The sequence below is a fragment of the Herminiimonas sp. KBW02 genome (assembly GCF_003852535.1).
In the GTDB taxonomy this organism is placed as follows: domain Bacteria; phylum Pseudomonadota; class Gammaproteobacteria; order Burkholderiales; family Burkholderiaceae_D; genus Oxalicibacterium.
In genome coordinates this window covers 850,791-870,666 of record NZ_QAJP01000004.1, presented here as the reverse complement: position 1 = coordinate 870,666, position 19,876 = coordinate 850,791, and the positions used below count along the sequence as shown (strand labels likewise).

Annotated in this window: 18 protein-coding genes; 8 read left to right on the top strand and 10 right to left on the bottom strand. The window is 53.5% G+C overall.

Annotated elements, in window-relative coordinates; all coding sequences use genetic code 11:
• Positions 1–166 precede the first annotated feature (166 nt).
• From DBR37_RS08380 to DBR37_RS08365, 4 genes are all read left to right on the top strand, one after another.
• Positions 167–787, top strand: coding sequence for a hypothetical protein (locus DBR37_RS08380; protein ID WP_124573973.1), 621 nt, complete (start codon positions 167–169; stop codon positions 785–787).
• Positions 788–884: 97 nt separating this feature from the next.
• Positions 885–1,616: a histidine kinase gene (locus DBR37_RS08375; protein WP_124573972.1), complete on the top strand. Its 732-nt coding sequence runs from the start codon at positions 885–887 to the stop codon at positions 1,614–1,616.
• Between the two features lie 75 nt (positions 1,617–1,691).
• Positions 1,692–1,949 (top strand): transposase, encoded by a 258-nt coding sequence (locus DBR37_RS08370; RefSeq protein ID WP_124573971.1) that lies wholly within the window; start codon positions 1,692–1,694, stop codon positions 1,947–1,949.
• A 212-nt stretch (positions 1,950–2,161) separates the two neighbouring features.
• Positions 2,162–3,295, top strand: a complete 1,134-nt coding sequence (locus tag DBR37_RS08365; RefSeq protein ID WP_124573970.1) for a GlxA family transcriptional regulator — start codon at positions 2,162–2,164, stop codon at positions 3,293–3,295.
• Positions 3,296–3,328: 33 nt separating this feature from the next.
• Here DBR37_RS08365 and DBR37_RS08360 read toward each other — a convergent pair whose 3' ends face one another.
• From DBR37_RS08360 to DBR37_RS08340, 5 genes are all read right to left on the bottom strand, one after another.
• Positions 3,329–4,024: a DUF4197 domain-containing protein gene (locus tag DBR37_RS08360; protein ID WP_124573969.1), complete on the bottom strand. Its 696-nt coding sequence runs from the start codon at positions 4,022–4,024 to the stop codon at positions 3,329–3,331.
• Between the two features lie 272 nt (positions 4,025–4,296).
• Entirely contained in the window at positions 4,297–5,742 is a 1,446-nt protein-coding gene (locus DBR37_RS08355) for an efflux transporter outer membrane subunit (RefSeq protein ID WP_124574207.1), read from the bottom strand.
• Positions 5,743–5,744: 2 nt separating this feature from the next.
• Positions 5,745–8,963, bottom strand: a complete 3,219-nt coding sequence (locus DBR37_RS08350) for an efflux RND transporter permease subunit (RefSeq protein WP_124573968.1) — start codon at positions 8,961–8,963, stop codon at positions 5,745–5,747.
• Positions 8,964–9,016: 53 nt separating this feature from the next.
• Complete coding sequence (locus DBR37_RS08345; RefSeq protein ID WP_124573967.1) at positions 9,017–10,243, bottom strand: efflux RND transporter periplasmic adaptor subunit; 1,227 nt, start codon at positions 10,241–10,243, stop codon at positions 9,017–9,019.
• 187 nt (positions 10,244–10,430) lie between these two features.
• Positions 10,431–10,613: a hypothetical protein gene (locus tag DBR37_RS08340; protein WP_124573966.1), complete on the bottom strand. Its 183-nt coding sequence runs from the start codon at positions 10,611–10,613 to the stop codon at positions 10,431–10,433.
• Positions 10,614–10,814: 201 nt separating this feature from the next.
• Between DBR37_RS08340 and DBR37_RS08335 the strand changes: the two genes are divergently transcribed.
• Positions 10,815–11,456: a TetR/AcrR family transcriptional regulator gene (locus tag DBR37_RS08335; RefSeq protein WP_124573965.1), complete on the top strand. Its 642-nt coding sequence runs from the start codon at positions 10,815–10,817 to the stop codon at positions 11,454–11,456.
• A gap of 49 nt (positions 11,457–11,505) precedes the next feature.
• Here DBR37_RS08335 and DBR37_RS08330 read toward each other — a convergent pair whose 3' ends face one another.
• Both DBR37_RS08330 and DBR37_RS08325 read right to left on the bottom strand, forming a co-directional pair.
• Entirely contained in the window at positions 11,506–12,111 is a 606-nt protein-coding gene (locus tag DBR37_RS08330) for a DUF924 family protein (protein WP_199739067.1), read from the bottom strand.
• A gap of 72 nt (positions 12,112–12,183) precedes the next feature.
• A complete protein-coding gene (locus tag DBR37_RS08325) occupies positions 12,184–12,372 on the bottom strand; it encodes a YjfB family protein (protein WP_124573964.1) in 189 nt (62 codons plus the stop codon).
• A gap of 177 nt (positions 12,373–12,549) precedes the next feature.
• Here DBR37_RS08325 and DBR37_RS17360 point away from each other — a divergent pair, with 177 nt between their 5' ends.
• Complete coding sequence (locus tag DBR37_RS17360; RefSeq protein ID WP_124573963.1) at positions 12,550–14,142, top strand: methyl-accepting chemotaxis protein; 1,593 nt, start codon at positions 12,550–12,552, stop codon at positions 14,140–14,142.
• Between the two features lie 265 nt (positions 14,143–14,407).
• Positions 14,408–15,808 (top strand): cardiolipin synthase, encoded by a 1,401-nt coding sequence (gene cls, locus DBR37_RS08315; protein WP_233588312.1) that lies wholly within the window; start codon positions 14,408–14,410, stop codon positions 15,806–15,808.
• A gap of 23 nt (positions 15,809–15,831) precedes the next feature.
• Here cls and DBR37_RS08310 read toward each other — a convergent pair whose 3' ends face one another.
• A complete protein-coding gene (locus DBR37_RS08310; RefSeq protein WP_124573962.1) occupies positions 15,832–16,179 on the bottom strand; it encodes a helix-turn-helix domain-containing protein in 348 nt (115 codons plus the stop codon).
• Between the two features lie 108 nt (positions 16,180–16,287).
• Between DBR37_RS08310 and DBR37_RS08305 the strand changes: the two genes are divergently transcribed.
• On the top strand, positions 16,288–16,851 hold the full coding sequence (locus DBR37_RS08305) for an NAD(P)H-dependent oxidoreductase (RefSeq protein ID WP_124573961.1): 564 nt from the start codon (positions 16,288–16,290) through the stop codon (positions 16,849–16,851).
• A 9-nt stretch (positions 16,852–16,860) separates the two neighbouring features.
• Here the strand turns inward: DBR37_RS08305 and DBR37_RS08300 are convergent, their stop codons facing one another.
• Positions 16,861–17,226, bottom strand: a complete 366-nt coding sequence (locus tag DBR37_RS08300) for a glyoxalase superfamily protein (protein ID WP_124573960.1) — start codon at positions 17,224–17,226, stop codon at positions 16,861–16,863.
• Between the two features lie 118 nt (positions 17,227–17,344).
• Entirely contained in the window at positions 17,345–19,522 is a 2,178-nt protein-coding gene (gene katG, locus DBR37_RS08295) for a catalase/peroxidase HPI (protein ID WP_124573959.1), read from the bottom strand.
• Positions 19,523–19,876: the final 354 nt, after the last annotated feature.

The window sequence follows — 19,876 nt, the reverse complement described above, 5'->3', positions numbered from 1 at the left end:
CCGCGACCTAATATCAAGCCAATCCAAACGAAACCAGTAGGCCGCTGGCATAAGTGGATTGATCCGAAGACAGGTGCTAACTCAATACTTTTCTACCTGCCCTCCGGTGACTTTGAATGAGACATCAAGGTAAACAACACTCTATCCACATTCAGGAGAAACAAAAATGAAACAGCACATCATTGCAGCAGCCATCACCTCATTGTTCGCCGCAGCTGCTTTTGCAGGCGGTCATGGCCATGGGGGTCCATCCATGCCAGCACCCAGCGGTAACGTATCAGCCGCTTCAGTCGGTGGCGCTGGGGGTGCCGGTGGCGGCGCAACATCAGGGAACGTTACAGGCGGCGCGACCACAGGCGGCAACGCAAGCGGCGGGAACGCAACTCAAAACAATTCCGGCGGCACTGCAAACACCGGCGGCAACTGGACGAGCACCGGCGGCGTTAAGTCATTCGGTGGCGACACAACTGCCAACGTCAGCAACACAGCTAAAGTCGGAGCTGCAGCACCCTCCGGTGGCGGTCACGGCAGCCGTGGCCACCAAGCTAGCGGTGGTGGCAGCGCAAAAGCAGGCGATGCTTCAGCAACGCAGAAATTCAACGGCAACTCTCTTGCAATCGGCGGACAAACCAAATCGTCCACCGGTGACGCAGCCTCCGGCAGCGGCAACGGCAACTACGCCGGCGATGGCAAGTCGGTGACTATCGGCGGCGATGCTAAGAGCGGTCCAGCGTTTGGCGGCAACGGTGGCAATGGCGGCAATTCGGCGGCAATCGCTGTTCACTAAGCCAGGAGCAAACCGGCTATCAACATAGTAGCCAGACAGGAAGAGAGGCAACTCTCTTCCTCATTTAAAAAAGCGTCGTCATTGTGATGGAGCAGCCATGAAAAGCAATCTTATAGGCCTGCTGGTAGCCTCGATGTTTGCCTTGCCAGCATGGGCAGGAAGCCCGCACGGACATGGGTCAGGCTCCGGATCAGGCTCGAGCGCAAGTGCAGCACCCACGTCCAATTCATCTTCATCTGCAACCGGTGGTGCTGGTGGTGCTGGTGGTGCAGCAACCGGCGGTAGTGCAACCGGCGGCTCGGCATCCGGCGGTGCGTCGAATGTGAATGTCTCAGTAAATGCCGGCACCGGTGGTGTATCAGCCGCTGCAGCTCCATTGGGCGCAGTCGGTGAAGCAGGTAGTAGTGCCAACAATACGAAAGCAACAGTTGATTACGGCGGCAGCTACACAGTCAAAAATGTACCAGGTGTGCTTGCTCCATCGCTGACAACAACCTTGTCCGACACCTGTATGGGTTCGGTATCGTTGGGTGTATCAGCAGTCGGCTTCGGCCTGACAGGTGGTATCACGATGGTTGACGAAGCATGCGTACGCCGCCTCGACTCGAGAGAGTTCCGCGCCATGGGCATGAATGATGTTGCGCTTGCGCTGCTTTGCCAAAGCGAAGCCAATCGCAAAGCAATCGAAGCAACCGGTCGTTCCTGTCCTAGCGCACCGAAACAAGATGCAGCAAATCCAGTGCAAACCTATTCGGTCATGCAAAGCTCGGCCGACCAGTATTCGGATCCTATCGTACGCAAACGTATGGGCCTGGAACCGCTTCCTTAAGTTTGAGCAATTGTAGACAGATGTAATTTACAGAGAGAAATAATTCCTGCAATCAACTGAATCAAAGGCCCTGCGATGAAGCGTACGATAACAAGCGATCAAATCGCAGCTGCCTTGAAACAAGAGGAGCTAGGCATTCCGTTGGAAGATGTCTTGCGGCAAGCCGGTGTTTCAGAGCATACGTTTCTTGATTGGAAGAAGCGTTACAGTGCACTGCCAGGCTTTCCGCAAGACTTGAAATGTCTGCAGGAAGAGAACAACAAACTTAAACAAATCGTGGCAGAACTTGCTTTAGAAAATGCCCGCTTGAAAGATATGCTTGAGAGCAAGTAATTCGAAACAAAGGTTCACAAATCGTAATGTTCTTCTCAGCAAATTTAGATGCGCTTAGGATTAAATAAGCATATATTGAAAAGGTGATTTTTATCATGGCGATGGGCAATCATCTCACCTTCATCAGTCTAGAAAAATATTATTCACTGGCAATAAATTTTTTATTTAGTGAATAGAAGAAATAAGAACATAAGTTAGGCGGGAGATATGACATGGAACAAATGTCTTTCAAATTACCGGCTTTATCCGAGACTACACGGACTATCAGACACATCGGAATTATCGTTTTTGAAGGCGTCATACTTGCTGATGTAATTGGTGCAGCAGATGTGTTCGGCGTAGGAGACAAATTAATTTCGTCAGTCTTTGCAGGTCAATCCGGATATGCAATATCCCTTCTTTCCCTCAACGGCGGCATCATACGATCTTCGACTTGTGTGCAGATCATGACCTTGCCTCTGCCACCGCATGACAATCACAATTTCGACACAATATTGATTGCCAGCGGCACCGGCAACTTTGATGCGTATCGTGATCCTGGTCTGGTCGGCTGGCTGCAAGATGCCAATAGCAATGTGAGACGCATCGGCGCCGTATGCACCGGCGTCTTCGTCATGGCGGCAGCAGGCTTACTGGATCAGAAACGCGCGACGACACACTGGGCGCTGCAAGATAAATTGATTCGTGAATTTCCGCAAATCAAAGTTGAGCGCGACGCCAGCACGACGGAAGACGATGGCATATTCACTGCCAGCGAAGTCGGCATGGCGACCGATCTCGCACTGGCGTTCCTGGAAGATGATTTAGGCAGCAGCGTCGCAAAGCGTGTTGCTGAAAGCCTGCAGGTAACGCAACGTCGGCGTGAACAAATTCCGGTAAGACCCAGCAAAATTGCTGAACCTGTTACCTGCACAAAAATACAGCAAGCATCGCGCTGGTTTGTAGAACACATGGCTGAAGCCATCAGCATCATTGATGCCGCCAACTACGTCTCGATGAGTGAACGTAATTTCCAGCGACAATTCAAGCGCGAGACCGGATGGACGCCACATGAATTTTTACTGCACCTGCGTCTCGACGCAGTGCGTCAGCAGTTGGCACGGACAGATTTGCCTGTCGATAAAATTGCCAGGCGCTGTGGATTTTTAAATGGAGAGCATGTCTCCAAACTGTTTCGCAAGCACCTACAAATTTCGCCGTGCGAATACAGGCGCAATGAACGCAACGCACAGAATCAGGCAATAGAACCCACACCTGTGATTACACCTGCACCCACGAATTCGCAGGCACCGATACTCGTGTTCGATGCTATCGGAAAAAACACTCTGGCCGACGGGCTCGTATGAGCCGCCGGCCATTTTTCAAAGTAAAACGCGCACTTACTTCAAGGCGCCAAAAACTTTGCCCAGGATGGCACTACCGGCACCAACCGGATCCTGGCGTATCGCTTTCTCTTCTTCGCCGATCATCGTATACAGGCCATCGAGTGCGCGTTTGGTAACGTAGCCTTCGACCGTCGTTTCATCCTGCGATACCAGACCGCTGGACCCTACCTTGCCCATGATGGCGTTGTATTGCGGCGCCAGGCCATTTTTATCGGTGATCTTTTTAACGACTGGCAGGAATTGCGCACCTAAAGGTGTCGCGGTTTTTTGACGGAAAAAATCGGTCACCGAGGTATCGCCACCGGTGAGGATATTTTTCGCATCGGTCACCGACATCGATTTCACTGCATCGAGCAACAATGGTTTAGCCAACGCAACTGCAGATTCGGCTGCGTGATTCATCGACACCTGTAATTCTTCTACCTTCTTACCCTGCCCGGTCATCTTCAGGATAGGCATCGCTTTTTCGACGACGCTAGGCAAACCGATTTTTACTTTTTCATTATTCAGGAAACCATTCTCCACACCGAGTTTGGAGACGGCGACAGTTGCGCCTTTTTCCAGCGCCGCTTTCACGCCTGTCGTTGCATCCTTGTTGCTCAGATCTGCCAGTGATACGGCAAAGGCCGCGGAAACAACCAGGCTCAATGAAACTGCCAGTGCCGTTTTGGAAAAATGTTGGGTGAACATGCTGCCTCCTGAATAAAAGCGATGTGTGGGATGGTGCGATTTTGATCTGAACTGCGATAGCTGCCTCATATTATCGCAAGGCGCGTTTTTACGGCAGCAGTTTGCCGCAAACAATTGCAAGCAAAAGTGACTGTCATCACATAAAGATGGGAGCATGAATTGCCGGAGAGAAAACCAGCTTGCCAGACGTGTACAGCCGTGAGCAGATAAAAAAACGCCGACTGGAAGACTTCTTCCAATCGGCGTCAACTACAGCACCTCGCAAACTTTGCTTATGGCTGGACTGCCAATGCCAGGCCATCTTTGGCGGCCGGTGTATCCCAACCACCACCGAGTGCACGTATCAGGCCGACCGATGCCACTGCGCGCTGCCCCGTGCTGCGTATCTTCGACCGTTGTGTCGACAGACTGGAACGCTGCGCATCAATCACTTCGAAGTAGCTGGCCGAGCCATAGCGATAACGCGAGTCGGCCAGGCGTGCAGCCAGTTGCGCCGAGCTGACAGCCTGATCTTCAAATTGCAGTTGGCGGTCCAGCGTACGCAAGGCACTCAGGTTGTCTTCGACGTCCTGGAAGCCAACCAGCACTTGCAGCCGGTAGTTGGCAACCAGCGCTTCGTAGTTGGCATCAGCACGCTCCAGGTTGGAACGGTTACGACCACCATCAAACAAAGGCATGCTCAGTATGGTGCCGACCACCGGACCCAGCATCCAGCTGCGGCTCGACCATTTGAACAAGTCGCGTAACTCATTCGACTCGTAGCCAGCCGATCCGGTCAGCAGCAATTTCGGGAAGAAGGCGGCCTTGGCTGCGCCGATACGTGCACTGGACGCTGCCAGCTGACGCTGTGCCTGCGCGATATCGGGACGACGTTCCAGCAAGTCGGACGGCAAGCCGGATGGCACCGTCACCACTGCAGCGACCAGTGGCGCTGCCGGCAAGGTGAATTCGGCGGGGGCCTTGCCCAGCAAAATCGCCAATGCGTGATCACGCTGCGCACGCTGACGTTTGACCCCTTCCAATTCAGCACTGGTGGTGGCCCACTCAGTTTTTGCCTGCGCCACATCCAGCTCACTGGTATCACCTGCCTTGTAGCGGTGCTGTGTCAGCTCCAGCGCTTCCTGACGCAGGGACACCGTCTTTTGCAGGACGTCCAGTTCCGAATCCAGCGAACGTATCGTGAAGTACTGCTGCGCGACGTCAGACTGTAAAGCCAGCAAGACCGAACGGTAAGCCGCTTCCTGCCCTTCCGCATCCAGCTTGGCGGCACGGCTGGCATCGGACAGGCGACCGAACAGATCCACTTCATAGCCGAAACTCAGCGGTGCGCGATATGTGGTGCTGGCAGCCTGTGCATTTCCACTGCGCGTCGGACCGACACCAACGTCTACCTGCACGCCGCGATCTGCATCGACCACACCGGCAATCGCACGCGCATCTTTCACGCGCGCCAGTGCAATCGCCAGGTTCAGGTTAGCCTTGCCTGCTTCCACAATCAGCTCACTCAATTGGTCGTCGCCAAACACCTTCCACCATGCACCGCGATCCTTGTTATCAGCTGGCGCCGCCAGTTTCCATGCGCCATCCAGTGCGGTAGCTTGCTCACGGTATGCGGTCGGCAGATCCAGCTTGAGCTGTTCCGGCGGCCGCGCCGTCGAGCAACCGGCCAGTACCAGCGCCGCTACCATCGTGCTCAGGGATAAATTAAATTTCTTCATCATCACACCTCGTAATTGTGCGGATTGTCCGCTACCGCAACCGGGGCCGGATGTGCGACATACGCTTCATCCTCCACCGCTTTCTTGCGGGTAAATTTCTTTTCCAGCGTACGCAACAGCACGTAGAAGATAGGCGTCAGGAACAAACCGAACGCAGTCACACCTATCATGCCGGAGAACACCGCCACACCCATCGCATGACGCATTTCTGCACCCGCACCGGTCGACAGGATCAGCGGGACCACACCAGCGATAAACGCAATCGAAGTCATCAGGATAGGACGCAGACGCAAACGTGCTGCCTCAATCGCTGCTTCATAGATGCCACGTCCCTGATGCTCCAGTTCACGCGCAAACTCAACGATCAGAATCGCGTTCTTACAGGCCAGCCCCACCAGCACGATCAGACTGATCTGCGTGAAGATGTTGTTGTCGCCACCCGTCAGCCAGACACCGAAGATCGCAGACAGCAAGCCCATAGGCACGATCAGCAACACAGCCAATGGCAAGGTCAGGCTTTCATACTGTGCAGCCAAGACGAAGAACACCAGCAACATCGCCAGCGGCAGGATCACAAACAAGGTATCGCCAGCGATCTTGTCCTGATACGTAATCTCGGTCCATTCATAGCTGATGCCGCGCGGCAGTGTTTCTGCCAGCAAACGCTCTACCACTGCCTGCGCCTGACCAGTGCTGTAACCGGGAGCCGGGCCACCGTTCACGTCCGCTGCCGGGAAGCCGTTGTAACGAATGAATTGATCAGGGCCGTAGCTCTGTGTCATTTTCAGGACCGACGACAAAGGCACCATTTCACCGTTCTTGTTACGTGCTTTCAGCAAACCAACATCTTCAGCATGCGCGCGGAACGGTGCATCTGCCTGTACGCGCACCTGGAAGGTACGACCGAACTTATTAAAATCGTTGACGTACAACGAGCCGAGGTAAACCTGCAAGGTATCGAACACGGCCGGTACCGACAGCCCCAGTTGTTGGGCACGCGTGCGATCCAGGTTCGCATACAGTTGCGGCACGTTGATCTGATAGCTGGAGAACATGCCAGCCAGTTCAGGTGCCTGGTACGCTTTGGCCAGGAAGGCTTTCAATGCATCGTTCAACGCCTCCTTGCCCAAAGCGCCACGGTCCTGGATCTGCAGCTTGAAGCCACCGATGGTACCGAGACCTTGCACTGGTGGCGGCGGGAACATCGCAATGTATGCACCCTTGATGCCGGACATTTGCTGGTTCAGCTTTTGTGCAATCGCCGGACCACTCAAGTCTTTGCTACGACGTTCTTCAAACGGTTTGAGCGACATGAACACAATGCCGGAGCTCGGGCTGTTCACGAAGCCGTTAATCGACAAGCCCGGGAACGCCACCGCCGATTCCACGCCTGGTGTCTTCATGCCGATTTCAGACATTTGACGGATCACGTCTTCGGTACGATCGAGCGAAGATGCATCCGGCAATTGCGCGAAACCAACCAGGTACTGTTTGTCCTGACCTGGAATAAAGCCGGCCGGTACATGATGGAACAGGAACATGGTGGCACCGATGAGTGCCGCGTACACTGCCAGCGCAATAGATTTGCGTTTCAGGATGCCGGTCACGCCACCGCCGTAGTTTTCAGAACCACGATGGAAAACACGATTGAAGCGGACAAAAAACCAGCCAAACGCCTTGTCGATCGCCAACTGGAATTTATCTTTAGGCGCGCCGTGGCTCTTCAGCAGCAAGGCAGCCAGTGCCGGCGACAAGGTCAGCGAGTTGAACGCAGAGATCACAGTGGAAATAGCAATCGTCAACGCGAACTGTTTAAAGAATTGACCAGTCAGGCCACTGACGAAGGCGAGCGGCACAAACACTGCCGACAGGGTCAGCGCAATCGCGATAATCGGACCCGACACTTCACGCATCGCTTTATAAGTTGCTTCGCGTGCGGTCAGGCCGTCTTCAATATTCCGTTCGACGTTTTCCACCACCACAATCGCATCATCGACCACGATACCAATCGCCAGCACCAGCCCGAACAGACTGAGCGCATTGATCGAAAAGCCCAGGCCCATCATCACCGCGAAAGTACCGATAACCGAGACCGGCACTGCCAGCAAAGGAATGATGGAAGCACGCCAGGTTTGCAGGAAGATGATCACGACGATCACCACCAGCAGGATCGCTTCCAGCAGCGTATGCACTACCGCTTCTATCGAAGCGCGGACGAACTGGGTCGGATCATAGACGATGCTGTAGTCGACGCCTTCCGGCATGTCTTTCTTCAGCTCGGCCATGGTCTTGCGCACATTGTTCGAAATATCGAGCGCATTGGAACCAGGCGACTGGAAGATAGGAATCGCGACCGCAGACTTATTGTTTAGCAAGGAACGCAACGCGTATTCGCTGGCACCCAGCTCAACGCGGGCGACATCACGCAGACGCGTAACGACACCATCCGGCGAAGTACGGATCACGATATCGCGGAATTCATCTTCAGTGCTGAGGCGACCTTGTGCGTTCACCGATATCTGGTAATCAACGCCAGGTACCGAAGGCGAGGCACCGATCACACCAGCCGCCACGTTAACGTTTTGCTGGCGGATGGCATCAACCACATCATTCGCGGACAAACCACGTTCCGCTACTTTGCGTGGGTCGAGCCAGACGCGCATCGAGTAATCACCGGAACCAAACAACTGCACCGCGCCGATCCCTTGCAAACGTGCCAGTCGGTCTTTCACGTTCAGCACGGCGTAGTTACGCAGGTAAGCCATGTCGTATCGGTCATTAGGCGACACCAGATGGACCACCATCGTCAGATCCGGCGAGCTCTTGGTAGTCGTCACACCGAGTCGCTGCACCACATCGGGCAGACGTGGCAAAGCCTGGTTGACGCGGTTCTGCACCAATTGCTGCGCCTGATCCGGCGAGACGCCGAGTTTGAAAGTAACGGTCAGGGTCATCAGGCCGTCGGAGGTAGCCTGCGACTGCATGTACAACATGCCTTCGACGCCGTTGATCTGCTCTTCTATCGGGGTAGATACGGTTTCCGCGATGGTTTGCGGGTTGGCACCCGGGAAGTTGGCCTTGACCACCACGGATGGCGGTACGACTTCCGGATATTCAGAGATCGGCAGATTCAGCATCGAGATCAGACCACCGATCAGGATGATGGCCGACAAAACGCCGGCAAAGATGGGGCGATCGATAAAAAATCGAGAGATATTCATTTCAGTTTTTCTTTTTAAATGTGGGGAGCGTAGTCAGCCAGGTCGTTCCTGATTTAGTTGACTGCGCTGGAAGCCGCCTGCCCTGCCGGCTTCACTGTATCGGCACTGGCGACACGTGCATCCATCTTCACGACTTCAGGGGTCACCGTGTCATTCGGGCGTATGCGTTGCAAACCGTTGACAACAATGCGCTCATCCTTTTGCAAACCGCTGCGTACCACGCGCAAACCGTCAACGATAGGACCGAGGCTGACCGGACGATAGATCACCTTGTTATCAGCACCGACGACCATGACGTATTTTTTATCCTGGTCGGTGCCAACGGCCTTATCATCGATCAGCAAAGCATTCTTGGCATTGGAATCGCCGGTACGTACCCGCGCATACATGCCTGGCGTCAGTGTGCCGTCTTCGTTATTGAATACTGCGCGGACCCGTATCGTGCCGGAGCCGGTGTCGAGACGGTTGTCGAAGGACTTGACGTGACCGTTGCGCGGATAACCGTCTTCGCTGGTCAAACCGATAGATACCGGTATGCGGTTCACACCGCTGTTACCGACCGTGCCATTACCTGCGTAACGGATATAAGTAGGCTCATCGATTTCAAAATTGACGTAGACCGGCGACACCGACACCACGGTGGTCAGCGTCGGCGCGGTCGGGCCGGTAGCGACCAGATTGCCGACGGTGATTTCTGCACGCGAGACACGACCGGCAACCGGTGCGGTAATTTCGGTGTATTGCAGGTTCAAACGCGCAGTCAGTACCGCCGCATCAGTTGCTTTCAGATTGGCATCCGCTTCCTGCATGGCGTTTTCGCGGGTATCAAGTTCACGTTGTGCAACCGCACGTTCTTCCAGCAAACGTTTGGTACGCTCGAGTTCGGTTTTTGCCAGTGCCAGTCGCGCTTGTGCACCGGCGCGTGCAGCTTCGGCGCGCGCCAGTTCTGCTTTGTATGGACGCGGATCGATGGTGAACAGTAACGCGCCCTTCTTCACCAATTGGCCATCCTGGAAATGTACGGCATCGATGGTGCCGGAAATACGCGGCCGGATCTCAACCCGTTCGACCGCTTCTACCCGTCCGGAAAAATCATCCCATTCGGTTACCGAGCGTTCCAGTACGCTGGCAACGGTGACGCTGACTGCTGCCGGTGCTGCGGCCGGCGTTTTTTCTGCGCGACCTGTGAGTGACACGGTGGTCGCGCCAACGATTAATAAGACGCCGACCGCTATCGCAATGGCACTACGGGAAAAACGTGGAGTAGTTGATGTTTTCATTTTCATTCCCTGAAAAGTAATCTGTGAAAAATTGGTAGCTAAAGAAATTCGTTACGATGAAAAATCAACATCGCTGCGCGTTTTCCCCTCCGGTCGCTGCCTGGTGTACAGGATCCGGGAACGACAAAAAGCCAGGCAGCCGACGCGTATCGGCAATTAGTGGCATGATGTCGCTCTTGCGCATGGCTTAATGCTCGGCAGGAAGGCTTAGACCGAAGTTGCCCAGTGAGACGGTGGCACCGGCCCACACCGCGCCGCCGGTCAGGGCGCTGTCGTAAATCATGTCTTGCAGTGCCTCATTACGCATCGCGGCAGACAGCGCGAGCGTACTGGCAGCAACAACGGTTATTTGGTAGAGACGGTTTTTCATTTGGTACACTCACTGCTTCGTCAGTAAATAAAAGTTGATAGATAGAAACTAAAAGAACGATCCTTGATGGCCGAAAGGCCTTAAAAAATATTTCAATTTCATGACACTTTCATATTTCATAGCGATCACTATGAAAGTATGATGTGACTGTATATTGCTTGTTTAAAGCTGTCAAGGGGTTTACTATCGATCGCTATGGAAATGGAAAATAAATCCGAACAAGCCGACAAACCACGCAAAAAAGGTGGTCGGCCGCTCTCTTTCGACCGGGAAGCTGCGCTCGAGCGCGCGATGCTGGTGTTTTGGCGTTACGGCTATGAAGCTGCATCGCTGAGCGAACTGACATCCGCGATGGGTATTACGCCGCCCAGCCTGTACGCGGCTTTCGGCGACAAAGAACAACTCTTCCTGGAAGCGGTGGAGCGTTACTCCACCAAACGATGCGATGCGCTGCAAGATATGTTTGCGCAAGCACCGACCGCACGCGATGCGATAGAACGTTTATTGCAAAGCAGCGCCGTCGATAACACCTGCCCGAGTCACCCGCCCGGCTGCCTGGTTGTGATGGCCGCCACCAATTGCTCCGCTTCCGCCGAACATGTACAAACCGTCATGACCGAGCGCCGCGAGAATATCGAAGGCATGATTACGGCGCGCATAGAACAAGGCATACAGGAAGGCGAACTGCCAACCAGCATAGACGCTGCCACGCTGGCCAATTTTTATGCGGCGGTCCTGCAAGGCATGACTATGCAGGCACGAGATACCTGTGACCGCGATAAATTGCTGGCCATTGCATCAGCCGCGATGCGCGCCTGGCCGGTAGCAAAAGCAGTAGCCTGAAACAAAACAGCGGGCGTCCTGCCCGCTGTCTACATTTCCCCGTCAGAAATCAAAATGAAGAGCCCGGCGTTTGCAGGAACGCGTGTTCTTCTTCCGTAGTCTCGCGCCCGAAGATTTCATTGCGGTGCGGGAAGCGCCCGAAGCGCTCCACAATATCTCTATGTTTGATCGCAAACTGGGTAAAACCGGCAAAGGTTTCCTTATGCGATGCAGGTACATCCAGCGACAACTGTTCAAACAATTGCACTGAACGATGCTGATGTTCCAGCACTTCGGAATGTTCGAGCGGAAGGTAAAGGAAGACCCGTTCTATCGGGCGTAAATGACGTTCGAAGCCGTGATCCAGCGCAATCAAGGTCCACTGCAAGGCCAGCGCATCGAAGGCAAACGAAGTCGGCAAGCCACGATACATATTGCGCGGGAATTGATCCGTTAGCAGGATCAGCGCCAGCAAGTCGCGCGGTTGCGCGGCCCACTCATCCAGTTCACCATTGGCAGCAGCCAGTGTACTGCTCTTGAAGCGGGCGCTGATGGCCTGATCTGTTGCCGCGTCCTTGGACCACCAGAGTTTGTTTTGTTGTGCTGCGGTTTTTGTATCATCCGATTCGTTACCAAACCAGAACGTCAATACCGCATCTGCCGTTTCCATCGTCATACCATCTCCTGTGCTAAACAGCCGTATCGTGGGCTATGGTCGCATAGCTTGCCACAATGCGGAAGTCGGCAATCAGGCGGTGGTGTTGACGTTTTGTCCTATGTTGGCTGGCAGGCTGACTTTGGGAATAGCGTCGAGCAGAGTCGTCGCCGTCGTGCTTTGGATATCCATTGCCTTCTTGAACACAGTCAATGCCACTTCGTTGCTGGTGCGCTGCTGCGCCATGCTGCTCGCCAGGCTGGCAATATTGCTTACGTCCATATCCACCTCACATCCATACGCCGGGAATGGCGTTTCTCTATCTTTAACGGCAGCGATTCGGCATTCTTTATGCATGCCCGCTTTTTTAATTGCAATGCAGCAAAAAAACGCTTGAGTTTGTATATGCCTCGCCGTTATAGGCTTACGGCGTCCTGCCGGGTTTAAAAGGTAGTCAACATGCGCATACAAAATGTCAAAATTTCCAGTCGTCTGATTCTGCTCAGCACATTTTTAATTCTGGGTTCGATCGCCCTCGGTTTGACAGGATGGAGCACCATCAAGCAATCCAATGCGCTCATGATGTTAACGCTTGAACAAGCATCCGATGTGGAACGCACGGTAGACACGGCGCGCAAGGCACAAGTCGATTTCAAAATCCAGATTCAGGAATGGAAAAATATCCTGCTGCGCGGTCACAACACTACTGACTTCGCCAGGTACAAAGCCGCCTTCATCAAACAAGGCAAAGCAACCAATGACGGCTTAAATGAACTGCGTGCGATCTTCAGCAAGCTGCAGCTGAGCTCTCCGCTACTGAATGAGGCTCAGGCCTCGCTGCTGCAACTGGAGAAAAATTATCTGGCTGCCCTCGGACAAAACAATCACATCGCAACGGGCGGCGTAGCCGAGATCGATGCATTGGTGAAAGGCATGGATCGCGAACCTACACAAAAAATCGATCAAATCGTTAGTTATGTCAGCAAGCAATCAGCCAATATCCGTGAACACAATCGACTAGCCGCACAAGAGCAAAATGAGCTGGCGACTAAAACCATCTTATTGGCCCTGACCATACTCACCATAGTGGGCACCGGCCTCACCTATTGGATCATCACCAGCGTGACGCGACCATTAAGCAATGCCATCGATATCGCGCGCACGGTAGCGTCGGGTGACCTCACCGCCAAAATCGACGTCAGCTCCAGGGATGAAACCGGTCAGTTGTTGCATGCACTGAAGGATATGAATGAAAATCTGATGCGCATCGTGACCAAGGTCCGCCACGGCACGGATGCAATCGCGACCGGATCGAATCAGATCGCGGCAGGTAACCTGGATCTGTCTTCACGCACTGAGGAACAGGCAAGCGCCCTTGAAGAAACGGCGTCGTCGATGGAAGAGATCACCTCTACCGTCAAGCAAAATGCAGACAATGCCAGACAGGCCAATCAATTGGCCGCCAGTGCTTCGGACATCGCCCTCAAAGGTGGCGCAGTCGTCTCCCAGGTGGTGGTCACGATGGAGTCCATCAATGAATCATCCAAACGGATAGGCGATATCATCAGCGTAATTGATGGCATTGCCTTCCAAACCAATATCCTGGCCCTGAATGCAGCGGTTGAAGCAGCCCGCGCCGGTGAGCAAGGTCGCGGCTTTGCGGTAGTCGCGGCAGAAGTACGCAACCTGGCGCAACGCTCGGCATCTGCCGCCAAAGAAATCAAGGCATTAATAGGCGACTCGGCCGCGCGCGTTGATACGGGTGAAAAACTGGTAGCAGAAGCCGGCACCACGATGGATGAGATTGTTACCAGTGTGAAACGGGTCACTGACATCATGGCGGAAATTACTGCTGCCAGCCAGGAACAAAGTGCAGGCATAGAGCAAGTCAATCAGGCCATCGGCCAAATGGACGAAGTCACACAGCAAAATGCAGCGCTGGTGGAACAGGCAGCCGCTGCCGCTGCCTCCCTGCAAAACCAGGCGGAGCAATTGGCTCTTACCGTGCGCAGCTTCAAACTGGATGATCACGGCGCACCGTTAGCCGCCTGATATTTCATCCGCCAACACTTGTCGCTGTAACGAATTGCGGCGTACCTGATCGAATTCATGGTGCGCCGCTTTTCATTTGAAAACCACCGGCTTGCGATCAGGTTTAACCGTTTTGCAATACGTTTTGTAAAATTTTCATGCTGTTGTTTTATCCGGTGAAATAAAACTCGGCGCCTATACAAATTAGTGGCAAGATTAAGACTGATTCTAATGAAAAAATGCTCTATCGATTGATTTGAAATAGCCAACGGAATATCCGAAAAAAATGTCTCGTAACCTCCTAGTACGTACACCATTTTTTACTCGCATAGGCCTACTGTTCACCAGCCTTTCTCTCTCGGCATGTGCCTCGCTACCGGACGTCACATATTTAAAAACTTCCCTGCAACCGCAAGACTCGGCGACCATACAAACCGCCCAGGGCAGCACCCTCTCCAAAGAAAAAACAGAATCATTGCTGGCGCGCCGCCTGCGCAGCGACAATGTCGCCCTGCCTGAACTGGCGGCACTGGAAGAAGCCGCTACCGGCAGTCCGCTCATCGCAGGCAACAAACTGACCTTGCTCAATGATGGCCCCGATACCATGCGTGCGATGCTGGCAGCAATACGTGCGGCCAGGGATCACGTCAACCTGGAAACCTACATCTTCAACGAAGATGCGATCGGCGCCGAGTTCGCCGAGCTGCTCATGCAAAAGCAAGGCGAAGGCGTGCAGGTCAATATTATTTACGACAGCATAGGCTCTATCAATACGCCGCCGGAGTTTTTCAAGAAGCTGCGTGACAGTGGCATCAATCTGCTGGAATTCAGCCCGGTTAACCCTTTCAAACGCGCTTTCTCGACGCGCCTGAATAATCGCGATCATCGCAAGATACTGATAGTCGATGGACGTATCGCATTCACTGGCGGCATCAATATCAGCAGCGATTACTCATCAAAATCGCTGTTCCGTTCGAGCAAGAAACAGGACGATGAAGACCTTGGATGGCGCGATACGCACATTCAGGTTGAGGGTCCGGCAGTCGCCTCTTTCCAGTGGCTCTTCATGCAAACCTGGGTCAGCCAGAAAAATGAGAATCTCTCAACGCGCAATTACTTCCCGCCATTGACGCGCATGGGCGACAAAGTGGTACGCGTGATCGGCAGTGAACCAGGCGGCAACTATGAGGTGTACAAAGCTTACGTGCTGGCCATGCAGGAAGCCAAGGTTTCGATCCACGTTACCAATGCCTACTTCGTACCGGATGTACAACTGGTGCAAGCCATCACCAATGCGGCGAAACGCGGCGTGGATGTAAAGATGGTCTTTCCCGGCATGTCGGATGCTGGTCTGGTCATGCACGCAGGCCGCTCGTTTTACAGCGAGCTGCTGGCAGCTGGTGTGCGCATCTTTGAGTTACAGGCATCGGTGCTGCATGCCAAGACTGCCGTGATCGATGGCTACTGGTCTACTGTCGGCTCGACCAACCTGGACATGCGCAGCTTCCTGCACAATCGTGAAGTAAATCTGATCGCATTGGATCGTGCTTTCGGCGATGTGATGGAAAGCGCGTTCAATGAAGACCTGAAAAATTCGATAGAGATCACAGCGGAAGAATGGGACAAACGCCCGTTCTCGAATCGCATGAAAGAATGGATGGCGCGACGCCTCGAGTACTGGCTATAAGCAGCGCATCACACATTCATCGCTCACTCACCATCACGACGAACACGCGCCTCCGTGATGCGGTCAAAGTTCACCTGTCCCCAGTCGCACATCGCGTTAATAATCTCGCCCAGCGACAAGCCAAACTCGGTCGGCTTGTACTCTACGCGCGGAGGTACTTCCGGATAAACGATGCGTTCTATCACGCCATCACTCTCCAGTTCGCGCAATTGTTCAGTCAATACCTTTTGCGAAATGCCCGGCATGAGGCGACGTAATTCACCGGGGCGCTGCACCTGTTCCAGCAAGTGACACAGTATCGTGCACTTCCATTTTCCGCCTATCAGATACAACGTTGCATCAATCGGAAACTTGAATCCCGTAACCTTCATATCTTCACCTATCTCTCATGTGTAAATTAGCAGGAACAAAAAAGTGCCTACTTTTCAGGCACCGCCTGCATTGCTAGGATGCGTCATCAAACAACTACCGGACACATCATGAACAGCAAGAAGATCCTCGTTATTGTGACGCATCCCGACATACACAAGTCCGTGATCAATAAAAGATGGTTACAGGAATTGCAAAAAAATACGGATATCGTCACCATCCATCAACTGCACGAACAATACCCGGATGGCCAGATCGATGTGATAGCAGAACAAAAGCTGCTGCTCGAACACGACACCATCATCCTGCAATTCCCGCTCTACTGGTTCAGCACCCCGCCGCTACTGAAGCAATGGCAGGATGAAGTACTGACGCATGGATTTGCCTATGGGCGCGGCACAGAGAAACTCGCCGGAAAACGTATAGGCGTCGCAGTTTCGGCTGGCATCAAGGCCATCGACTACGAGCAGAATGGACGTTATCACTACACGCTGGAAGAACTGCTACGCCCACTACGCGTGACAATTGAATACATCAGCGCCGAATACCTGCCAGCCTTTGCCTGCTACGGTGTAGAACATGGAATCCCGGATGCAGACCTGGATGCGAATGCAGAACAGTATCTGCACTACATCAGGGAACTATCGGTAGAAAATTATTGTGTAGCAGATTGAATGAATTGACTAGTCGGACGACTGCTGACAAAAACGCAGATGATTGCCAAACGGATCGGTGATATCCATCATGCGTCCCCAAGGTAAATCCTGCACACCCGGTTTAGCGTTCTTATAATCATTCGCCAGCAACTCTGCGTGCAGGCTATCGATATCCTCTATCGGAATAAAGATCGCCGAGCCCGGCGTCGCATCGCCGTAATGTTCACTCAAATGCAGGATCAGCGACGAACGTCGCACCTGCAAATACACCGGAAAATTATCTCCGAAACGATGCTCCCAATCGCAGCTAAAGCCGAGGAAATCAAAGTAAAACTCCTTGGCCTTGGCTTCGTCAAAGATACGCATGATGGGAATCGCGGCGGATATGTGCATGGCAGTTCGCTGGTGTGTGTACGTATGCCGATTATGGCTGATTTAACTTAACGCGCAACAAAAAGCGATGCATCCGGACAGATGCATCGCTTTCTTTACTCAGACTGCCTTACTGCTGTTACGCCAGATCGAAGCGATCCGCGTTCATTACCTTGACCCAGGCGGAGACGAAATCCTTGACGAATTTTTCTTTCGCATCGGATTCGGCATACACCTCGGCTACCGAGCGCAGGATGGAGTTGGAGCCAAAAACCAGATCGGCCCGTGTACCCGTCCATTTGACTTCACCCGTCTTACGATCGCGCCCTTCGAACACATTCACATCATTTTCCACTGGCTTCCACTGCGTCCCCATATCCAGCAGATTGAGTAGCACTTCATTGTTCAGCACACCTGGAGTCTTGGTCAGCACACCATGTTTAGCACCGTCCACGTTGATGTTGATTGCGCGCAAACCACCGATAAGCACTGTCAGTTCAGGCACGCTCAGACACAGCAACTGTGCCTTATCTATCAGCGCAACTTCTGCTGGCACACGGCTCTTTTTGCTGACGTAATTGCGGAAACCATCGGTACGTGGCTCGAGTGCAGCGAAGGATTCCACATCGGTCTGGTCCTGACGTGCGTCATTGCGTCCTGCTGCAAATGGCACGGTGATGTTGACACCTGCAGCTTTGGCAGCCTGCTCCACGCCCGCACTACCCGCCAGCACGATCAGGTCAGCCAATGAAATCTGTTTGCCGCCGGTAGCAGACTGATTGAATTCAGCCTGTATGCCTTCCAGCACTTTCAGTACCTTGGCCAGTTGCGCAGGCTGGTTCACTTCCCAGTCCTTCATCGGTGCCAGGCGGATGCGTGCGCCATTGGCACCACCACGTTTGTCCGAACCACGGAAAGTCGATGCTGAAGCCCAGGCGGTACCGACCAGTTCGCTCACGGACAATCCTGAAGTCAGCAATTTGGCTTTCAGTGCAGCGACATCTGCTGCATCCACCAGCTTGTAATCGACTTCCGGAATCGGATCTTGCCAGATCAACTCTTCCTTCGGTACTTCCGGACCAAGGTAGCGTGAACGCGGGCCCATATCGCGGTGCGTCAGCTTGAACCAGGCGCGCGCAAATGCTTCGGCAAACGCTTGCGGATCTTCATGGAAGCGTTTGGAAATCTTGCCAAACTCAGCATCAAAGCGCAGCGTCAGATCGGTGGTCAGCATGGTCGGCTTGTGGAATTTACCCTTGACGTGTGCATCCGGGATGATTTCCTCGGCATTCTTCGCTACCCATTGCTTGGCTCCTGCCGGCGACTTGGTGATTTCCCATTCAAAGTTGAACAGGTTTTCAAAGAAGTTATTGCTCCACAATGCAGGTGTCTTGGTCCAGGTTACTTCGAGGCCGCTCGAAACGGTGTCCTTGCCATGTCCCTGACCGAAATTGCTGATCCAGCCCAGGCCTTGTGCTTCGATAGGCGCACCTTCAGGCTCCGGTCCTTTGTGCGACTCGGGAGCAGCACCGTGGGTTTTACCGAAAGTATGACCGCCAGCTATCAGCGCGACGATTTCTTCATCGTCCATCGCCATGCGGTAGAAAGTAGCGCGGATATCCTTGGCCGCAGCCATATAGTCGCCGCTGCCGTCCGGGCCTTCCGGGTTCACATAGATCAGGCCCATGTGCGTCGCACTCAGGTTTTCGTCCAGCTCGCGATCACCGGTGAAACGTTTGTCGGTACCCAGCCAGGTCGTTTCTGCACCCCAGTTAACATCTGTATCCGGCTCCCATACGTCAGCGCGACCACCGGCAAAACCGAAGGTGCGGAAACCCATGGATTCCAGCGCTACATTGCCGGTCAATACCAGCAAGTCGGCCCATGAGATACGTTGCCCATACTTTTGCTTGATCGGCCACAGCAAGCGGCGCGATTTATCAATGTTGACGTTATCCGGCCAGGAATTGAGCGGCGCAAAACGCTGCTGTCCACGCCCACCACCGCCACGACCATCCATAATGCGGTAGGTACCTGTTGCATGCCAGGCCATGCGCACGAATTGCGGACCGTAGTGACCGAAGTCAGCCGGCCACCAATCCTGGCTATCGGTCATCAGCTTGACCAGGTCGGCTTTCAGCGCCTTGTAGTCGAGCTTCTTGAATTCTTCTGCGTAATTGAATTTCTCGCCCAAAGGGTTGGATTTGTTCGAATGCTGGTTGAGCACATCGACGCGCAACTGGTTGGGCCACCAGTCTCTGTTAGTTGTGCCGCCACTCGCGGCATGGGGAAAAGGACACTTGGCTTCGCTTGACATGATGGAGTCTCCTGGAGTTGGCGTGGTTCTGTATGAGCCACGTAAAATTAATCGAAAAGGAAGGCAACCACTACAGACCGCTGCGCGAGTCCCCGCTCAATGGCCGTACGCAATAGCTGCCAGTACTTCAAGCCAGACCGGCGATGACGATGGCATAAGCGACTGCAACAAAGATCGGGACATACAGACTCCTGAATAGTGACCGCCTATGAACTTTATACAAAAACTATCAAAATCAGAATTTGATTGTTTAAATATATCGGATAGGCGATAACTATCCCATGTGATGAGTAAGGTAATTCAGAGCAACTGCGGGAGCAAGGAGAAAATAGCGATTAATGATGACATGTGTAA